Here is a 19,568-nt window from a genome sequence, read left to right as displayed (position 1 = left end):
TGGGCCGCGCCGGGTACATACAGGGGTATCGGACAAGCTATGGCATCGACAAACAGGGCAAGAAAAACAAATACAAAGACGAATACGCGCGGCTCCGGCCAGCGCGGGGGCAGGCGGCGTGCGAAGCCGAAGCCCGATATGAACGCCAGGTGGAGCATACTGCTGTTTGGCATCGGCGTGCTGGTGTTCGCGCTGATCGTGGTCCCGGGCGCGTCGGTGTGGAACTGGGTGCGCACGAACATCCTGTTCGGCGTGTTCGGCGTGGGCAGTTATGTGCTGGCGCCTATGCTTTTATACATTGCCGTATTGGTGGCCTGTGAGCGCCCGGTGAAAGGCAAGCTGGCAAAGGCGCTTCTGGTGCTGATGCTGGTGTGCGGCACGTTCCTTATTTTTTCAAAAACAGACCTCACGGGCCTGGGCTTCTGGGAGGGCATGGCGGTGCTGCGCAGCACCGGCGCGTCGGAATGGGGGCTCGGCGGCGGCATGCTGGGCGCGGTGTTCGGCTGGACGCTGCTGCTGCTGTGCGGCCGCCCGGGGGCAAATATCCTCATTGTAATCTTCATGCTGATGGGTCTGATGCTGTTCACAGGCGTCACGCCTGCGGATATCTGGTACTTCTTCTCCGGCCATGCGGGCCGCATGAAGGATTCCATGGACCGGCGCGCCGATGCACGTGCCCAGCTGCGCGAAGCGCGCGCACAGGAGGCCGAGCAGGCCCGCCTTGCGGCTGAGGAAGAAGCGCGGCGGCATCCGCTGCCCGCCGGGGACGATGTCCCGCCCTTCGACATGGATGCAGCGGCCTACGAAGCCGCGCGCAGCGGACGCAAACGCCGTGCGGCCATTGATATCGACATTGGCGGCGAGGCTGTCAGCAGTACTGAACTGAAAGAGGACGAGAAGCCTATCATTGGTCCCGGCGGGACCTTCGGCATGTATCCCGGCAAACCGCGTCAGCCACGCACGGCGGCGCCCGCGGGCGTCCCCGCGCCGTCCGCTCCTGCGGCGGCCGCGCCCGGGGGGTACACCGCCGCGGCGGGCAGCCGCACTGTACCGCAGGAGGAAGAAGCCTCCGCGCCCGTGCAGCCGCAGCAGGAGCCCCCTGTGCAGGAGAGCGCGGAAGACGCGCTGGCGAGCCTTGTGAAAAAGGCGGCGGGCCCCGCGCCGGAGCTTGTGGTGGATGCCAACGACCAGCTTACCATAGCGCCCGCCGCGGGCGAAGGCGAGACGGGCTACGCTTATCCTCCTCTGAGCCTTTTCCGCAAGCAGCAGCCCACGGATGAAAAGGGCGTGGAAGAGGAGCTGACACACAACGCGGATCTGCTGGTGAAAACACTGTCCAGCTTCGGCGTACAGACGCGTATGATGGATATCAGCCGCGGGCCGTCTGTCACCCGGTACGAGCTGCAGCCTCTTGCGGGCGTAAAGATCAGCCGCATCACGGGCCTGGCGGATGACATCGCGCTCAACCTTGCTACGGCGGGCGTTCGCATCGAAGCGCCCATCCCGGGCAAGGCGGCCGTGGGGATCGAGGTGCCCAACCGCAACTCCACATCCGTCAGCATCCGCAGCATTCTGGAATCGCCCGTATTCACCAAAAGCGCTTCGCCGCTTACGCTGGCCTTGGGTAAAGACATTGCGGGCGCATGCCAGGTGGCGGACCTGACCAAGATGCCGCATCTGCTCATCGCAGGCAGCACGGGCAGCGGCAAATCCGTGTGCATCAACGCCATTGTTATGAGCTTTTTGTACAAATCCTCTCCTGAGGATCTGAAACTCATTATGATCGACCCCAAGGTGGTGGAGCTGGCCGAGTATAACGGCATCCCGCACCTGCTGATGCCCGTCGTCACTGAACCGCGGAAGGCTGCGGGCGCGCTTGGCGCGGCCGTGGGCGAAATGGAAAAGCGTTACCACCTGTTCGCGGAGACCAACGTGCGCGACATCAAGAGCTATAACCGCATGGCCGCAGAGACGGAGGGCATGGAGAAACTGCCCTACATCGCCATCGTCATCGATGAGCTGGCCGACCTGATGATGGTGGCCGGCAAGGAAGTGGAGGACTATATCTGCCGCATTGCCCAGAAAGCGCGTGCGGCGGGCATGCACCTTATCGTGGCCACGCAGCGCCCCTCGGTGGACGTCATCACGGGCCTTATCAAGGCCAATATCCCCAGCCGCATCGCTTTCGCCGTCAGCAGCCAGATCGACAGCCGCACCATTCTGGACGCGGGCGGCGCGGAAAAGCTGCTGGGCATGGGCGACATGCTGTTCATGCCTGTCGGCGCAAGCAAGCCCGTCCGCATCCAGGGGACTTATGTGCGCGACGAAGAGATCAGCGACGTGTTGAACTTCATCAAAAAGCACTCTTCCGCTGATTACAGCGAGGAGATGATCCAGGAGATGGACAAGCGCGCGGTACCTGAAAAGGGCGCGGGCGACAGCGGGGACGAGGACGACAGCCAGGACCCGATGCTCAAAACAGCCGTGGAGGTCGTTATCGACGCGGGACAGGCGTCTACAAGTCTTTTGCAGCGGCGCTGCAAGCTGGGCTACGCCCGGGCGGCCCGCATCATGGACGAGATGGAACAGCTGCACATCATCGGCCCGTACGAAGGCTCGAAGCCGCGGCAGGTGCTCATCACCCGCCAGCAGTGGATCGAGATGACGATGCAGCAGGCGTCGGATTCGACGCCGGAGGTCTGACAGGAGATACCGGATGCAGGGCGGACTGGTCCGCCCTGCATTTGCGGTTTTGTCCGCCGGGATTTTGGAAAGCACAGTGAATACGGAAACGGAAAAGGATCGTTTTATGAGTGAGAATACAAAAAATCCGGCTGCGGAGGAGTTTCTGCCTGTCTGCAAAGCCGATATGCTTGCCAGGGGATGGCGGGACGTGGATTTCGTGCTGGTAACGGGGGACGCCTATGTGGACCACCCCAGCTTCGGCGCGGCCATTATTTCGCGTCTGCTGGAGGCCGAAGGTTACCGCGTGGGCGTTCTTTCCCAGCCGGATTTCACCACCTGCGAAAGCATGAAGGAGTTCGGCCGTCCCCGCTACGGGTTTTTCATCGGCGGCGGCAATGTGGACAGTATGGTGGCGCACTATTCGGTGGCAAAGATCCGCCGCGCCCAGGACGAATACACACCGGGCGGTGCGGCAGGCAAGCGGCCGGACCGCAGCGCCACCGTTTACACGCAGCTGGCAAAGCAGGCTTACCCGGATCTTCCGGTCATTCTGGGAGGGTTGGAGGCGTCGCTTCGCCGCTTTGCCCACTACGACTATTGGCTGGATGATGTGCTGCCCAGCATCGTCGAGAGCAGCGGGGCGGATATCGTTTCCTTCGGCATGGGGGAACGCCAGACGGCGGAGATTGCACGGAGACTGGCGGCCGGGGAGCCGGTGGAGGAGATCACCGGCGTTGCGGGGACCTGTTATCTGACGGATTTCGCCGGTCTGCCCGCGTCTTATGTGGAGTGCGCCTCTTTTGCCAAAGTGCGCGCGGACAAGACGGCATATGCCAGAGCCTGCCGCATCCAGATGGACAACCAGGACGTTGTCTCGGGCAAGCCCGTGGTGCAAAAACAATCGGAGCGGTATCTGGTGCAGAACATCCCGGCGGCGCCGCTCACCCGGCGGGAGCTGGACGCCGTGTATGCGCTTCCCTTTACGCGGCGCTATCATCCCTCCTACGAAGCGCTGGGCGGCGTGCCTGCCATTGAAGAGGTGGAATTTTCCATCATCCATAACCGCGGCTGCTTCGGCGGCTGTAATTTCTGCGCCATCCAGCTCCATCAGGGGCGCAGGGTCACCTCGCGCAGCGCGGACAGCGTGGTGCGCGAGGCCGAGGCCATGACGCATGCGCCGGGTTTCAAGGGGTACATTCATGACGTGGGCGGCCCCACTGCAAACTTCCGCCTGCCCAGCTGCAAAGAGCAGATGAAAAACGGGATGTGCGCGGGCGGCAAGCACTGTCTGGCGCCGCAGCCCTGCGGCAAGATCATCGTGGACCACAGGGAATATCTGGGCATCCTGCGCAGGCTGCGCGCACTGCCGGGTGTGAAAAAGGTGTTCATCCGCAGCGGCATCCGCTACGATTACCTCATTCGCGATAAAGACGAGAGCTTTTTCAAAGAGCTGGTGGAGCATCATGTGAGCGGGCAGCTGAAGGTGGCGCCCGAGCACTGCGCGCCGGATACGCTGCGTTATATGGGAAAGCCGCCCATCGAGGTGTACAACAAATTTTCCAAGCGGTTCTATGAGCTGACGAAGCAGGCGGGAAAGAAACAATATCTGGTGCCCTACCTGATGAGCAGCCATCCGGGAAGTACACTGCGGGACGCGGTGACGCTGGCTGAATATCTGTATAAAAACAACATCAGGCCGGAGCAGGTGCAGGATTTTTATCCCACGCCGGGCACGGTGTCCACCTGCATGTTCTACACCGGGCTGGACCCGTACACGCTCAAGCCGGTGTATGTGGCGAAAACGCCGGAGGAAAAGGCCATGCAGCGCGCGCTGCTGCAATATTACGAGCCGAAGAACACGCCGCGGGTGCGCAAGGCGCTGCAGCTGGCTCATCGGGAGGACCTGATCCCGCTTTTGTGCGGCGGGCGCGGGGCTGGGAAAAGCGCGGGCACACGGCCGTGCAGCGCGGCGCGCCCGCAGCCTGCGGGCGGTGCGCAGCGGCATGGCGGCGGCACAAACGGTGCGCGCACGGCAGGCAGACCAGATAAAGGAGCAGGCACATGGCGGCAAGCAGGAGAAAGAAAAAACAGCGGAAGGAAAAATTTGAAAAAGCGCTGACGGCGGTGCTGTGCGGCATTGTCGCGGCGCTGGTGCTGTTGGCAGCCGTTATCAGCCTCAGTGAGGAAAACGGCGGTGCGCTGCCCACCTGGCAGCAGCTGTACAGCTGGTTCGGCGTAGCAGCGCCCGTGCCGCATCTGCCGGAGGAAGCGGCGGGCGCGGCTACAAAAGTACATTTTATCGACGTGGGGCAGGGAGACGCTGTTCTGCTGGAACAGAACGGCGCATTCGCACTCATTGACGCAGGCGAGCGGGAAGCAGCGGACGGGCTGATGGCGTACTTGCAGGCCGCAGGCGTTGCAAAGCTGGACCTGCTGGTGATGACGCATCCCCATGCGGACCATATAGGCGGCATGCAGGCCGTGCTGGATGCGTTCCCTGTGGACAGGGCCGTGCTGCCGGATTTTGCAAAAGCGCCGATGCCCACTACATCCACCTTCCTGAATCTGCTGGACGCCATCCGGGAAAAGCAGATCCCCACTGTGACGGCCCGCGCGGGAGATGTGTTCCCGCTGGGAGAAGGGACGCTCACGGTGCTGGGCGACGGTGTGGCCGCGGAAAATCTCAACGATATCTCTCTGGTGACGCTGTTTGAGGCGCCGGGCCTGCGCTGCCTGTCCAGCGGCGACGGCGAAAAGGCCGTGGAGGACGCGGTGCTGGCAAGCGGCGCGGATGTACATGCGGATGTTTTCAAAGCGGCGCATCACGGCTCGTCCACGTCCAATACCCAGGCATTTCTGGATGCGGTGCGCCCGCAGGCCGTTGTGGTCTCCTGCGGAGCGGGCAATTCCTACGGACATCCCCACAGCGAGGCGCTGGCCGCGTTTGCAAATGTGGGGGCGCAGGTCTACCGTACCGATACGGAGGGAACAATCATTGCGTATGTAGACAAGGCGGGGGTCTTGCAGATGGCCGTAAGCAGACAGGAGGCGGCGTGATGTATTATTCTGTGGACGCGTTGGAAAACGGAACGGCGCGTCTGGTGGATGACGCGGGCGGCAGTGCGTTCGTGCCTGCGGCAGACCTGCCGCCCGGTGCGGCGCAGGGGGATGTGCTGGAGCAGAGGGATGGCGTATGGAGTGCCGCGCCGGAGGAAACAAAGCGGCGCAAAGCGCGCGCCGCACTGCTTTTGCAGCAGATATTGGAGCGTAAAAACGCCCCGGGCAATGGAGGCTCTGAATGAAAATTGTTTTGGTGATCGACCAGTTCGACGATTCAAACAACGGCACCACTGTGACGGCGCGGCGCTTTGCGGGCCAGCTGCGCAGGCGCGGGCACGAGGTTGTCATTCTTGCGGGCGGCGCGCCGTGCGAGGGCAAGATATGCGCTCCGGTGCACCGTATCCCGGTGTTCCAGAAGCTCATCGAAAGCCAGGGCATGTGCTTTGCGAAGCCCGATGAAGAGGCATATTACACGGCCTTCAAGGACGCCGATATCGTGCACTTTTATATGCCGTTCCGCTTTTGCCGCAGGGGGGAGGAACTGGCCCGCCAGATGGGCATTCCCACAGTGGCGGCCTTTCACGTGCAGCCGGAGAATATCACCTCCAGCATTTTTTTGGGCAAAAACAGGCGCGTGAATGATTTCCTGTACTGGTGGTTCTACAAGGTGTTTTACAACCGGTTCGACCATATCCACTGTCCCAGCGCTTTTATCGCCCGGCAGCTGGAGAGCCATGGCTACGGCGCGAAGCTGTGGGTCATCTCCAACGGTGTTGCGGACGCGTTCCGCCCCGCGCAGGTGCCGCGCGCACCGGAGCTGGAGGGAAGGTTCACGATTTTGATGATCGGCCGCCTTTCCGGCGAAAAACGGCAGGATCTGATCATAGAGGCTGCGAAACGCAGCAAATATGCAGACAGGCTCCAGCTGGTATTTGCGGGCAAGGGCCCTAAGGAAAAGGCATACCGCAAGCTTGCCGCGGGGCTGGCGCATCCGCCCGTGTTCGGCTTCTACGGCCAGGACGAGCTGCGCCGGCTCATCAATATGTGCGACCTTTACGTCCATGCCTCCGACGCCGAGATCGAGGGTATCAGCTGTATGGAGGCGCTGGCCTGCGGGCTGGTGCCGGTCATCTCGGATTCGCCGCTTTCCGCCACCGGCCAGTTCGCGCTGTGCGCGGAGAGCCTGTTCCGTGCGGGCGACGCGGATGATCTTGCGCGCAGGATCGATTACTGGGTGGAGCATCCGGAGGAAAAACGCGCTTATGCCGAACAGTACGCGCTCCGGCAGGATGAGAATCGTGTGGAAGCCTGTGTGGCCCGCGCCGAGGAGATGTACGCCTCGGCGATCCGGGACAAGCGGCGCAAAGGCTACCGCAAGGTGCCCCTCAGCCGCTGGCGGCGCTGCACAAGCCCCAGCTGCGAGGCCATCCGGCGCAATTTCTGTCAGGGCGGTACAGTGCGCACGCTGTTGTTCTGGCTGTTCACCACGCTGCTTTCTCCCATCCTGTGGCTGCTGGACCGCCTTTGGCTGGGCGCCAGGATCGAAGGCCGGGAAAATCTCGACGCCGTGCAGGGCGGTGCGGTCAGCATAATGAACCATGTTCATCCGCTGGATTGCACCATGGCAAAGGTGGCGCTGTTTCCCTACAGGCTGTGGTTTATCAGTTTGGCGTCCAACCTGCAAAAGCCATTTACAGGCTGGCTCATCCGCTTCTGCGGAGGCGTGCCGCTGCCGGATGATATCCACGGAATGGCGGCGCTGGAGCGCGGCATGGAAGCGCGTATCCGCGGCGGCGCTTTCGTGCATTTTTACCCGGAGGGCATGCTGGTGCCGTACCATGAAGGCCTGCGGGCGTTCCATCCGGGTGCGTTTACCACCGCGGTGCGTGCAGGCTGTCCGGTGGTGCCCATGATGCTGTGCCGGCGTCCGGCCCGTGGCCTTTGGGCGTGGCGCAAAAAGCCCTGTTTTACGCTGCGCATCGGCGCGCCGCTGTACGCGGATGCATCGCTGCCGAAAAAACAGGCCGCGCGGGATCTGCAGCTGCGGGCCGAAGCAGCTATGCTTGCTTTGGAACGCGGCGAAACGCCTCCTTTGGCCGTAGGGGAACCTGCGTTGGACGCGGAATGAAGTGAAGCGGCCGGATGGCGGTTTCGGGCATGCGGGCTGTCCCGGGGCTGTAGACATCAGGAAAAGGTTTTATTTGCAGCGCTGGAAAATCAAGCGTCCGGCTGCTTTGGCGGTGTTCCGTCAAAGCAGCCGGACGCTTTTCGTTTTTGTTTTTACAGTGGGGCTTACGAGAGCCTTGCGCCTCCCGGATACAGAGCGGACGCATCCGGCGGCGCTTCGCTGAGCACGACTGCACGGCGTTCCATTTCCGCGTAGCGCAGCAGGAAGGTGCCGCATTCGATCTGCAGCGCGCCGTATAACGGATCGCGGATATAAAAATAGTCCGCGTCGTAGCCGCATACCACAAGACAGTGCAGGTTTTTGTAGGGATGGTAGACGGAGCTGTCTGAATACAGCCGCCAGGAATAATCGCTGTACACCAAGGGCTCAAAGCCGATGGTCGCCCAGACCACCACCGGCCGTCCCTGAGCGATGCTCCTTCGGAGCACGTAACCGTCCGCGCTGCTGATATCCACCGCGCGCAGCGTGCTGTCCTGTTCCGCAAGATAACGGTTTGCTCCTTCGGCCACGGCAGGGGCCAGGCAGTAAAAGCCGAACAGCGCCGGATCGCCTGCGTAGGCGGAGGCAGGGTCCGGCCCGTAGGTGGAAAACCAGGTGTAGGTGAAGTCCGAGCGGGGGATATAATCGTATGCAACGGAGAGCTTATCGGCGGCAAATCCATAATATTGCAGCAGCATTGTCAGCGCGGTGGCTTCGCAGCCGTTGGGCATTTCGGGCCACTGGTAAAAAACGGGGACGTCCAGCAGAACGGCCTCCGGCAGAGGCGGACCCAGAGATTCTTTCCAGGCGCGCAATGCTCCTGCGAAGGAATATCCCGTCGCGGCATAAGCGGCGGCGGGCAGGGGGCGGGGACGAAACCCGGCGCCGAACAGCACGGCACAGGCCAGTATGAGCAGAATGGATTTTATTCCGGCGCGCATGCCGCGCACCCTCCTTTCCGTGGCCGTCCGTCCGCCGCAGTGCGGCGCGGGGGCCTTCCTTTTAACATAATACAAAAAACGGCGGCGCACAAGCAAGCGCGGGGGATTTCCACATTTTTTCACAGATCTTCAGTATTCACGGGCACAGAAAAGCCCCGCCCGAAATGCGCGGGGCGGGGCTGCGGCATTCTGATTGAAAACGGCGGCGCTCATTCGGCCAGAGCTGCGGTGCAGCGCGTGCCGTCGAACGCGCCCAGCACCGCGTGCACGATGCCGCCCTGTCTGTGCCCGGGGGCCTTCAGCAGGACGGGGACATACTCCCGGGTGTACCCGGTGAACAGCGTGTTGTTCACCGGCTTTTCCAGCAGCACCTCGACAGGACATCCCTCCATTCCGGCGATGACTCGAGCGCGCACAGCGTCCGCCTCGGCCTGCAGCCGGTGGCTGCGGCGCGCTTTTTCTGCTTCGTCTATCTGGTCCGGCATATCGTAAGCGGGCGTGCCGGCCCGGCGGGAAAAACTGAACACATGCACCTTCAAAAAGCCAATCTCACGGACAAAGGCCGCGCTCTCCTCAAAATCCGTCTCGGTCTCGCCGGGGAATCCCACGATGACGTCCGTGGTGAAAGACGCGCCCGGGAACGCGGCCCGCAGCTTTTCCACCACTGCGCGGTAGCCCGCGGTGTCGTAAATGCGGCGCATGCGCCGCAGCGTGGCGTCGCAGCCGCTTTGCAGCGAAAGGTGGAATTGAGGGCACAAAGCCGGAACGCGTGCCATGCGGGCGATCATTTCTTCCGTCATAAGGTCAGGCTCCAGGCTCCCCAGGCGAATGCGGCGGATGCCCGGCACCTGCGCCGCCTTTTCCACGATCTCGGCCAGGTCTGTTCCGGTGTCCCGGCCGTAGCTGGAGAGGTTGATGCCGGAAAACACCACTTCGGCGTATCCGCCCTTTGCCAGTGCGGCCAGCTCGCCGAGGATGCTTTCCTCGGCGCGGCTGCGCACGCTGCCCCGGGCGCGCGGAATGACACAGTAGGCACAGCGCCGGTTGCAGCCGTCCTCTATTTTCATGAAGGCACGGGTATGCCCCTCCAGACGTTCCATGGGAAGCTCCTCGAAGCGTTCGGATTTTTCATGGGGCGCAATGTCCACAATACGGCCGCCCTCCTGCAAAAAGCGCAGCACGTTGTCCAGCACGCGGCGGCGCGCGCCGGAGCCTGTGATGATGTCCGCTTCCTCTACAGCCAGCGCTTCCCCGGGAAAGGCCTGAGGAAAGCAGCCCGTCAGCACGGTCACCGCGCCGGGGTTCCGCCGCTTGGCGCGGCGCAGCCACTGGCGGCTTTTTTTGTCGCCGCCCGCCGTCACGGTGCAGCTGTTCACGATGTACACATCCGCTTCCCCGCCGTCCGGCGCGGGCTCGAAGCCGTTTTCATAAAAAAGCTGGGCCAGCGCGCCCGTTTCGTTTTGGTTCACCTTGCAGCCCAGCGTATAAAATGCAACCTTCAAAATTTCACCTCAGATCAGGCCGCGCCCGAAACGCAGGGCGGTTTCCCGGCGTTTTGGAGCGGCGGTCATGAAGCTATTATACAAAAACCGCGCCGAAATCACAAGAGCAGTGCGGACATCCACGCATGCGGGGCGTGCATGTTTCATATAGATGATTGAAAGACCGCGAAACTGAGGAGGATGGTTATGATGGAACGGAAAAATGGGATGCGGCTGCCGGCAGTCGTTTTGCTGGCCGCGCTTGCCTTTTCGTGCTTTGCCCCTGCGGCGCTGGCCACAGCGGAGGAGCCGCCCGAGGATCTGCCCGCAGCAGTATCCGCGCAGGACGGCGCACAGGAGGAAACAACGCTGCCCGGCGCGGACGCCGCACAACAGGACAGCGCCGCGGGGACCGGCGCGGCCAACCCGCACGAAACCATTGCCACGTCGGTGCAGGAAAACCCGCGCTTCGCAAAACCGCAGTTGGATATCCCGTGCCGCAACGCGATCCTCATTTCCATCGACACCGGCGACATCCTGTATGAAAAAGAGCCGGATGCCGAGGTGCCCATGGCGTCTATCACCAAGATCATGACGCTGCTGCTCACACTGGAGGCAGTGGAGGCGGGGAAGATTTCCATGACGGATATCGTACCCATCAGTGAGCATGCTTTTAATATGGGCGGCAGCCAGATCTGGCTGGAGCCGGGCGAGCAGTTCACTCTGGATGAGCTTATCAAGGCCATCTGCGTGTGCAGCGCCAACGACGCGGCCGTTGCCGTGGCGGAATTTGTGGGCGGCTCCGAGCCGGTGTTCGCCGAAATGATGAACGCCCGCGCGGCGGAGCTGGGCATGACGCATACCCGTTTTGTAAACGCCTGCGGCCTCGACGCCGAGGGGCATTATTCCAGCGCGCGGGACGTGGCCGCCATGTCTCTGGCGCTGCTGCGCCATCCCAAAATACTGGAATATTCCGGAATCTGGATGGATACGCTGCGGGGCGGCGAGACGCAGCTCACCAACACCAATAAAATGCTTAAGAGCTATGCGGGGATCACAGGCCTCAAAACGGGCACCACCAACGGCGCGGGAGTGTGCATCTCGGCCAGTGCGGTACGGGGCGGTATGGGCCTGCTGGCCGTGGTGCTGGGCTCTCCCTCCAGCAAGGAGCGTTTTGCATCCGCCACGGCAATGCTGGATTATGGCTTCGCCACGTTTGAAGCCGGCGCATTTCCCCAGATCGCCGGGCGTGCGGACACGCTGCGTGTGACGGGCGGCGTGGAACAGCAGGTGGCGCTGGATTACACCGTGCCGGAAAAGATGCTGCTGAAAAAAGGCGAGGGCCAGACGCTGACGGCGGCCGTTGTGCTTCCGGAAAAGCTGGACGCACCTGTGGCGGCAGGCACGCAGGTGGCTTCCGTAACGCTGAAGGCGGGGGAAGAAATACTGGGTGAATATCCCGTCACCACCCGCAGCGAAGTACCGCAGATGGACTGGGGCACGGCCTTGTCACTTCTTACAAAAGCGCTGTTTACATTGTAGAAAATACACAATATCGGCTTGACACCCGCCGCCCTATCCTATATATTTAGTATATATCAAACGAATGGTTGGAGGCGCTTTCAATGAGTGTCAAAATGAATGGCAGACACCTTGCAAAATTCGTCGCGGACGATGAATTCGACGCGATTTTCCCGCAGGTCAGCCTGGCACACGAAACGTTGCACGGCAAGACCGGCCCCGGCAGCGATTTTCTGGGCTGGATGGATCTGCCGGTGGATTATGATAAAGAAGAATTCGCCCGCATCAAAAAGGCTGCGGCAAAGATCCAGTCCGACAGCGACGTGCTCGTCGTCATCGGAATCGGCGGCAGCTATCTGGGCGCCCGCGCCGCCATTGAAGCGCTGAAGGGAACGCTTTACAACAACACCTGCAAGGGAACGCCGCAGATTTTTTATGTGGGCAATTCCATCAGCCCCGCCTATCTGCAGAGCGTGCTGGATGCCTGCGAAGGCAAGGATATTTCCGTGAACGTCATTTCCAAATCCGGCACCACGACCGAGCCGGCGCTGGCGTTCCGCATCTTCAAGGCCCTGCTGGAGAAAAAGTACGGTAAGGACGGAGCGAAAGGCCGTATCTACGCCACAACGGACAAGGCGCGCGGCACGCTGAAAGAACTTTCCGCAGACGAGGGCTACGAAACATTCGTTGTGCCGGACGATGTGGGCGGCCGCTATTCGGTGCTGACGGCTGTAGGCCTGCTGCCCATCGCCGCCGCGGGCTGCGACATCGACGCGCTGATGGCGGGCGCCGCCAAAGCACGGGAGGAACTGGCCGTGTGCAGCACGCAGAATGAGTGCTACCGCTATGCTGCGGCGCGCAATATCCTGTACCGCAAGGGAAAGAGCGTGGAACTGATGGCTTGCTATGAGCCGAACTTCACGATGATGAACGAGTGGTACAAACAGCTTTTCGGCGAGAGCGAGGGCAAGGACCAGAAGGGCCTGTTCCCCGCCAGCGTTATTTTTTCCACCGATTTGCATTCCATGGGTCAGTTCGTGCAGGACGGCGCGCGCATCATGTTCGAGACGGTGGTGGATATCAAACAGCCTCAGCGCGATTTGTACATTGAAAAAAGCGCAGACAACTTCGACGGCCTGGATTTCCTGGCCGGGCAGGATATGAGCGTGGTGAACCGCAAGGCGATGGAGGGCACCATTCTGGCCCACACCGACGGCGGCGTGCCCAACATCATTCTGGAGGTCGACAGCCTGACGGAGGCCGACCTTGGCTATCTGATTTATTTCTTTGAGAAAGCCTGCGCCATCAGCGGTTATATGCTTGGGGTAAACCCCTTTAACCAGCCCGGCGTGGAAAGCTACAAGAAAAACATGTTCGCCCTGCTCGGCAAACCCGGCTACGAGGCCCAGAAAGCAGAGCTTGAGGCGAAACTTCGTTAATCACACCGGACGGTGTTAAAATAAAGGAGGCTATTCCTATGATTCAATTGATTGTTGGTGGCAAAGGCTCCGGCAAAACGAAAAAGATGATCGACATGATCAACGATTCCGCGAAAACCACCCCCGGCAATATTGTATGCATTGAAAAATCCATGAAGCTCACGTATGATATTGACCACGCGGCGCGCCTGATCGACGTTGACGAGTATAAAATTTCCGGTTACGACATGCTGTACGGCTTTATCGCCGGCATCCTGGCAGGCAACTACGACATTGTGGAGGTCTACCTGGACGGCGTGCTGAAGCTGGGCAACCACGATCTGGATGGCCTCGGCAAGCTGCTGGACGAACTGAACGTGCTTGCGGGCGACGGCGTAAAGGTCGTTGTCACCGTGTCGGCGGACATGGACGTCCTGCCTGAGAGCGTCAAAAAATACGCATAAGAATAAACGCCATCAAGGGCAGGGGGCGCGGCAGGCCGCGCCCCCTGTTCCTGTGAGATTCGACGCAAGTTTTTGTGCAAATGGTCTTGACAAGCCCCCATATTATGGGTATAATAACTAGGCGACCTTTGAGGAGGCTCATCATGCTGCTTGACATCAAAAAGATTTTCGGTACGTATGACGAGCCTGTCACCGCAGCGCTGGAACTGGATCTCTCCGAAGAAGATTTCCCGGGATATACAGTGCCGGGCACGGTGGAGGCGCGCATCACTGCAACGCTTCAGGGGCGGATGCTTGAGATCGCGCTGGATATCACCGCGGATGTGGCGTTTGCCTGTGCGCGGTGTCTGGAGGAACGTACGCGGCGGTTCCATGTCATAAAGACATATTGCGTGCGCGAGGCGGATCTGAGCGACCCGGATGCGGAGCTTAGCTTTACGCCCGACGGCAAGCTGGACGTAAGAGAGCTTGCGTACACCGAGCTTGTGCTCGAAGTGCCCACCGTGCTGCTTTGCAGCGACGATTGTGCAGGGCTGTGCCCGGTTTGCGGCAACCGAAAACCATGCTCTTGCAGGCATGAAACCAGCGGTTCCGTGGACGAAAGGCTTTCTATATTGAAACAACTGCTCAACGATTAGATTCACATCATGAGGAGGTGCTTATAGTGGCAGTACCCAAGAGAAAGGTTTCCAAGGCAAGACGTGATAAACGGCGCTCCTCTGTGTGGAAGCTTACCGCCCCCACGCTGACAAAGTGCACGCAGTGCGGCGAATACAAACTTCCCCACCAGGTATGCGGCAATTGCGGCTACTACAAGGGCAAGGAAATCGTCAAAAAGGAAGCGTAATCAGCTTCCCGCAAAAGGAGAGGGAGCGATCCTTCTCCTTTTTATTTTTGCCGCAGAAGGAGGCGGGCACATGGCGGTAAAGATCACGGGCGCGGACAGGGGTACCCCTGCAGAGCAGGCGGGCCTTGCCGGCGCCACGCTGCTGTCCATCGACGGCAACGAGATCAACGATATGCTGGACTATGAGTTCTTTTCCTCCGGCCCGAAGCTGGAGCTGGCCCTGGTGCGGGGCGCGAAGCTGGAATATGTTTGTGTGGAAAAGGATGAGTATGCGCCGTTAGGGTGCACTTTCGAGAGCTACCTCATCGACAAAAAGCACTCCTGCCGCAACAAATGCATGTTCTGCTTCATCGACCAGCTCCCCAGCGGCCTGCGGGAGACGCTGTATTTCAAGGACGACGACGAGCGTCTGTCTTTTCTGTTCGGCAATTATATCACGCTGACGAACCTGAACGCCCACGAAGTGGAGCGTATCAAAAAAATGCACATCTCGCCCATCAACATTTCCGTGCATACCGTGGAACCGGAGCTGCGTGTGAAAATGATGACGAACAGGCACGCGGGCGAGGTGCTGAAATACATCGACGAGTTTGCCGGAGCGGGCATTGAGATGAACTGCCAGCTTGTGATGTGCCGCGGCGTCAACGATGGCGGGCACCTGCGCAAAAGCCTGGAAAAGCTGGGCGGCCTGTACCCGGCGGTGCGCAGCATCGCGGCCGTGCCCACGGGCCTGACACGCTACCGCGACGGCCTGTATCCGTTGGAGCCGTACGACAGGGAGAGCGCCTGTGAGGTGCTGGATATCCTTGAAGAGTACGGTGAAAAATATAAGCGGCAGTACGGCGTGCGCGTGGTGTATCCCGGCGATGAATGGTTTCTGTTGGCGGGCAGGCCCATCCCGCCGGATGAATATTACGATGATTATGTACAGCTGGAGAATGGCGTAGGCATGTGGCGCTTGCTGCACGATGAGTTCATGAACGCGCTGCCGGACCAAAAGCATACGCTGCTGCCGCGCGCCATCGATGTGGCCACGGGTACGCTGGCCTATCCGCTCATCCGCATGCTGGCGGATACGCTCCAGAGCCTGCACCGCAACGTAAAGGTGACGGTCCACTGCATCCGGAACGATTTTTTCGGCGGGAACGTCAGCGTTGCGGGCCTCATCACCGGCACAGACCTGATCGCACAGCTGAAAGGGAAGCTGCGCAGCCATACGCTGGGCATCCCCGAGGTGATGCTGCGGGAGGAAAAGGACAAATTCCTGGACGACGTTACTGTCAAGCAGCTGGAAAAGGCGTTGGGCGTGCGCGTGCGCATCCTGCCGCAGAACGGCGGGGAGCTGCTGAAAGCCCTGCTGAAGTGAGAAAACTGCGGAAGCCTGATACAAAAGAAAGGAAGACCTATGGGAAAACCCATCGTAGCCATCGTGGGGCGGCCGAATGTCGGCAAATCCACATTGTTCAATAAGCTGGTAGGCCAGAGGCTGGCAATTGTCGAAGACACTCCCGGCGTCACGCGGGACCGCCTGTACGGCAACTGCGAATGGCAGGACCACCGTTTTCTGCTCATCGATACCGGCGGCATCGAGCCAAAAGCGGACGACGTGCTGCTGCGTCATATGCGCGGGCAGGCGCAGCTCGCCATCGATACTGCGGACGCCATCCTGTTTGTGACGGACATTCGCAGCGGCGTCACCGCGCAGGATCAGGACATCGCGGCCATGCTCATGCGCAGCGGCAAGCCTGTGTGCCTTGTGGTAAACAAGGTAGACGGTGTGGGCGAGCCGCCCATGGAACTGTATGACTTTTATTCGTTGGGCATCGGCGAACCGTATCCGGTTTCCTCGGTGCACGGCCACGGCACGGGCGACCTGCTGGAAGCGGTGTGCGCCTGCCTGCCTGAAAATGAAGATGGAGAGGATGAGGACGAGCGCATCGGTGTGGCGGTCATCGGCCGCCCCAACGTAGGCAAGTCCAGCCTGGTCAACCATATCCTGGGCGAGGAACGCATGATCGTCGCCAACGAGGCGGGCACCACCCGGGACGCGGTGGACAGTGATGTGGACAACCGGTACGGCAAATTTACGTTTATCGACACTGCCGGCCTGCGCAAACGCGGCAAAGTGGAGGACGGCGTGGAGCGGTACAGCGTGCTGCGCAGTCTGGCGGCCGTGGAGCGCGCCAAGGTGTGTGTCATCATGATCGACGCCACAGAGGGCTTTACCGAGCAGGATTCTAAGGTGGCGGGCTTCGCCCACGAGCAGGGCAAGGCGTGCATCATTGCCGTCAACAAATGGGACGCGGTGGAGAAAGACGATAAGACCATGGATGTACAGCGCAAAAAGCTGATGAACGATTTCAGCTTTATGTCTTACGCACCCATCATCTTCATTTCGGCAAAAACGGGCCAGCGTGTGGACCGTTTGTTCGAGCTGATCAAGTTTGTGGACAGCCAGAACGCCATGCGCGTGACCACGGGCATGCTGAACGATCTGTTGGCCCGGGCTACGGCGCGCGTGCAGCCGCCCAGCGACAAAGGCAAACGCCTGAAGATCTACTACATGACCCAGATCGCCACGCGCCCGCCCACGTTCGTCTGCTTCTGCAACTCCAAGCAGCTGTTCCATTTTTCTTACGCGCGTTATATCGAGAATCAGATCCGCGAGACCTTCGGCCTGGAGGGGACGCCCGTGCGCATCGTTATCCGCGAGCGCGGGGAAAAGGTGTAGCTGCCCGTACAGGGCCGGAAGAGCGTGCCGCGCGGCACGCCGGAACAAAGGCGGCGGGCGGTGTGCCCGGCGCTGAATACAGGAGGGATTACCGATGCTGCAAACCGTGCTGTGCGGCGCGGCATGTGCTGCCGCCGCGTATCTGCTTGGCTCTCTGAGCTTTTCCATTATCGTGACAAGGCTTTTGTATCACAAGGACATCCGCACCTTCGGCTCCGGCAACGCGGGTATGACCAATGTGCTGCGCACCTTTGGAAAAGGCGCGGCGGCGCTCACCATTGTGGGCGATATCGGAAAAGGTATCCTGGCGGTGCTGCTGGCGAAATGGGCGTTCGGTGCGTTTACGGCGGCAGACCCTATCTACGGTGCCTATATCGCGGCGTTTTGTGCGGTTCTGGGGCATGTGTACCCGGTATATTTCGGCTTCAAGGGCGGCAAGGCTGTGTCTGTGGCCACGGGCACGATCATTGCCATCAAGCCGGTGCTTATTTTGCCTTTGTTGGCGGTGTTTTTTATCGTGTTCCTGTGCAGCAAAATGGTTTCTCTGGCAAGCATCTGCTGCGCGGCGGCGTATCCCGCCGTTACATTTCTGTACTTTCATTTTGTGGCTGGGCGCGACGTCGTGCTTACCACTTGCTGCGCGGCGGTCATCGGCGGATTGGTTATATGGCTGCACCGGAGCAATATCCAGCGCATTAAAAACGGGACGGAATACAAGTTCGGGCGGAAGAAAAAATAAAGACGGGCTTTTGTCATCCGGCAGATTCACTGCAGGAGCTTGGCAACGCTGATTTTATAAGACGATCAAAGCGCACAGACGGAGTTTTCCGTCTGTGCGCTTTGATTCAGACTGTCGAAAAAGGCAAAGAAGGAAAAGAAGAGTCCGGGGAAAAAGCTTGAAAAAGGGGTGGTGAACCCCTTTTTCATTTAAAATGACCCCGCGCCGTGCGCGGCGAACGGGGCCAAAGGCCCTGTTCGTAGGCAGCTTGGCGCAAAAGCGAAGCTTTTTCGGCAAGCTGGATCAAAGCGCACAGACGGAGTTTTCCGTCTGTGCGCTTTGATTTTACAAAAGGGTACAGGTGTTGTATAGTAAACGGTAGAGCAATATCGGAGAAAAGCGATAGGGAAAATTATAGGAAACGGGGATAGTCAAAGATGAGCGGAAAGCTTAGAATCGGAATTATCGGCTGCGGGGACTTTTTGCGGTTGCGCGCTGCCGATTTGCTCAGCAGCCGGCAAGTCGAGGTGAAGCTGTTGTATTCTCCGGTGAACAGCGCAAATGCGGAACGGTATGCGGAGATTTTCGGCGCGAAGGCGGCAGACAGCCCGGAGGCGATTATAAACGATCCGGAGATAGATGTAGTGTGTGTGTTTGTGCCGCCGTTTGTACGGAAAGAATATGTTCTGGCGGCGGCGAAAGCCGGAAAGCAGATCGTTGCCACAAAACCGTTGGCTGCGGACCTTTCAGACGCACGGGAAATGACCGAGGCGGTGGAGCAGGCGGGGGTGCGGTGTGGTGTGATTTATCGCAGAACCAATAATCCGGTTATTGAAGCTTATAAAGAAATATTTTCAGGAGGAGAATTCGGTAAGCTGGCGCTTTACAAGCAGGATTGGCTCCACCACTATCCTACGTGGAACCGCTGGGCCACGGACCCCCAAAAAAATGGTGGCCCATTCATGGACGCTATGCTGCATAATTTGAATGCGGCGCGCTATTTGATGGGCCGGAGGGTTGTGGGAAGGGCCTTCTTTTCAGATGACCACACACACTCGCTTGCATGTGATGATACACAGTTTTTAAAGGTGGATTTTGAGCAGGGGGCTTCGGCGCATCTTTTCATCACATGGGCAGCGGAGCTTGCTGTATATGACAGCGCAAAAAACGACAGGGAACACATTGATCAGTGCTTTATGGTCACTGACCAAGGGTGGCTGTTCCGGAATGAAATACGAGAGGGGAAAGCTGTAATTACGGCGACGCGAAACGGCTTGGAAAAAGACTTCCCGGTCATACCGTTTGAAGAAACATTTTTTGACCGTTATGCCAAAGAGATTAAAAACAGAGATATACTTCCCGCAGACCTGCCGGATATCCGCGAGGCATATGAAGATTTAAGGATTTTACTGGAGAATTGAAAGAGCAGGAGTACACGGTACAGTTTAGCGCTGGGGAAACATATGGTATAATAACCTCAAAGCTGCCGCTTGCGCGGCCGCGCGTGTGCAAGGCACACGCCCCTGTGCTGGCGC

16 protein-coding genes are annotated in these 19,568 nt (G+C 59.8%); 14 read left to right on the top strand and 2 right to left on the bottom strand.

Annotated elements, in window-relative coordinates; all coding sequences use genetic code 11:
- The first annotated feature begins 39 nt into the window (after positions 1–39).
- The 5 genes from TQ39_RS11475 to TQ39_RS11455 all read left to right on the top strand — a co-directional run bounded on the left by TQ39_RS11475 (position 40) and on the right by TQ39_RS11455 (position 7,873).
- Positions 40–2,703, top strand: a complete 2,664-nt coding sequence (locus tag TQ39_RS11475) for an FtsK/SpoIIIE family DNA translocase (protein ID WP_050005658.1) — start codon at positions 40–42, stop codon at positions 2,701–2,703.
- Between the two features lie 106 nt (positions 2,704–2,809).
- On the top strand, positions 2,810–4,804 hold the full coding sequence (locus tag TQ39_RS11470) for a YgiQ family radical SAM protein (protein ID WP_082052233.1): 1,995 nt from the start codon (positions 2,810–2,812) through the stop codon (positions 4,802–4,804).
- Positions 4,747–5,742, top strand: coding sequence for a ComEC/Rec2 family competence protein (locus TQ39_RS11465; protein WP_050005617.1), 996 nt, complete (start codon positions 4,747–4,749; stop codon positions 5,740–5,742). Before TQ39_RS11470 ends, TQ39_RS11465 begins: the two co-directional genes overlap by 58 nt.
- The gene (locus tag TQ39_RS11460) at positions 5,742–5,987 is read left to right on the top strand and encodes a DUF3006 domain-containing protein (protein ID WP_050005616.1); all 246 of its coding nucleotides are present in this window, start codon (positions 5,742–5,744) and stop codon (positions 5,985–5,987) included. Before TQ39_RS11465 ends, TQ39_RS11460 begins: the two co-directional genes overlap by 1 nt.
- Positions 5,984–7,873 (top strand): glycosyltransferase, encoded by a 1,890-nt coding sequence (locus TQ39_RS11455; RefSeq protein WP_050005615.1) that lies wholly within the window; start codon positions 5,984–5,986, stop codon positions 7,871–7,873. The genes TQ39_RS11460 and TQ39_RS11455 overlap by 4 nt, the downstream gene beginning before the upstream one ends.
- Before the next feature lie 164 nt (positions 7,874–8,037).
- Here TQ39_RS11455 and TQ39_RS11450 read toward each other — a convergent pair whose 3' ends face one another.
- Positions 8,038–8,853 (bottom strand): C39 family peptidase, encoded by an 816-nt coding sequence (locus TQ39_RS11450; RefSeq protein WP_050005614.1) that lies wholly within the window; start codon positions 8,851–8,853, stop codon positions 8,038–8,040.
- Between the two features lie 209 nt (positions 8,854–9,062).
- On the bottom strand, positions 9,063–10,355 hold the full coding sequence (mtaB, locus tag TQ39_RS11445) for a tRNA (N(6)-L-threonylcarbamoyladenosine(37)-C(2))-methylthiotransferase MtaB (RefSeq protein ID WP_050005613.1): 1,293 nt from the start codon (positions 10,353–10,355) through the stop codon (positions 9,063–9,065).
- Positions 10,356–10,541: 186 nt separating this feature from the next.
- On the opposite strand from mtaB, the gene TQ39_RS11440 reads away from it, so the two are divergent.
- The 9 genes from TQ39_RS11440 (at position 10,542) to TQ39_RS11400 (ending at position 19,454) form a co-directional block, all read left to right on the top strand.
- Complete coding sequence (locus TQ39_RS11440; RefSeq protein ID WP_050005612.1) at positions 10,542–11,876, top strand: D-alanyl-D-alanine carboxypeptidase family protein; 1,335 nt, start codon at positions 10,542–10,544, stop codon at positions 11,874–11,876.
- Positions 11,877–11,959: 83 nt separating this feature from the next.
- The gene (locus TQ39_RS11435; protein ID WP_050005611.1) at positions 11,960–13,294 is read left to right on the top strand and encodes a glucose-6-phosphate isomerase; all 1,335 of its coding nucleotides are present in this window, start codon (positions 11,960–11,962) and stop codon (positions 13,292–13,294) included.
- A 38-nt stretch (positions 13,295–13,332) separates the two neighbouring features.
- Entirely contained in the window at positions 13,333–13,737 is a 405-nt protein-coding gene (locus tag TQ39_RS11430; protein WP_009325425.1) for a hypothetical protein, read from the top strand.
- A gap of 143 nt (positions 13,738–13,880) precedes the next feature.
- A complete protein-coding gene (locus TQ39_RS11425; protein ID WP_050005610.1) occupies positions 13,881–14,375 on the top strand; it encodes a YceD family protein in 495 nt (164 codons plus the stop codon).
- A 26-nt stretch (positions 14,376–14,401) separates the two neighbouring features.
- Positions 14,402–14,584 (top strand): 50S ribosomal protein L32, encoded by a 183-nt coding sequence (gene rpmF / locus TQ39_RS11420; RefSeq protein ID WP_009325427.1) that lies wholly within the window; start codon positions 14,402–14,404, stop codon positions 14,582–14,584.
- 70 nt (positions 14,585–14,654) lie between these two features.
- Positions 14,655–15,950 carry a DUF512 domain-containing protein gene (locus tag TQ39_RS11415; RefSeq protein ID WP_050005609.1) on the top strand — a complete coding sequence of 432 codons (1,296 nt, stop codon included), beginning with the start codon at positions 14,655–14,657 and terminating at the stop codon, positions 15,948–15,950.
- A gap of 39 nt (positions 15,951–15,989) precedes the next feature.
- Entirely contained in the window at positions 15,990–17,315 is a 1,326-nt protein-coding gene (der, locus tag TQ39_RS11410) for a ribosome biogenesis GTPase Der (RefSeq protein WP_050005608.1), read from the top strand.
- A 94-nt stretch (positions 17,316–17,409) separates the two neighbouring features.
- Positions 17,410–18,054 carry a glycerol-3-phosphate 1-O-acyltransferase PlsY gene (gene plsY, locus TQ39_RS11405; RefSeq protein WP_009325430.1) on the top strand — a complete coding sequence of 215 codons (645 nt, stop codon included), beginning with the start codon at positions 17,410–17,412 and terminating at the stop codon, positions 18,052–18,054.
- A gap of 416 nt (positions 18,055–18,470) precedes the next feature.
- The gene (locus tag TQ39_RS11400) at positions 18,471–19,454 is read left to right on the top strand and encodes a Gfo/Idh/MocA family protein (protein ID WP_050005607.1); all 984 of its coding nucleotides are present in this window, start codon (positions 18,471–18,473) and stop codon (positions 19,452–19,454) included.
- Positions 19,455–19,568: the final 114 nt, after the last annotated feature.

The sequence above is a fragment of the Ruthenibacterium lactatiformans genome, from assembly GCF_000949455.1.
Classification (GTDB): Bacteria; Bacillota; Clostridia; order Oscillospirales; family Ruminococcaceae; genus Ruthenibacterium; species Ruthenibacterium lactatiformans.
This window is presented reverse-complemented; position numbering and strand designations above follow the sequence as displayed.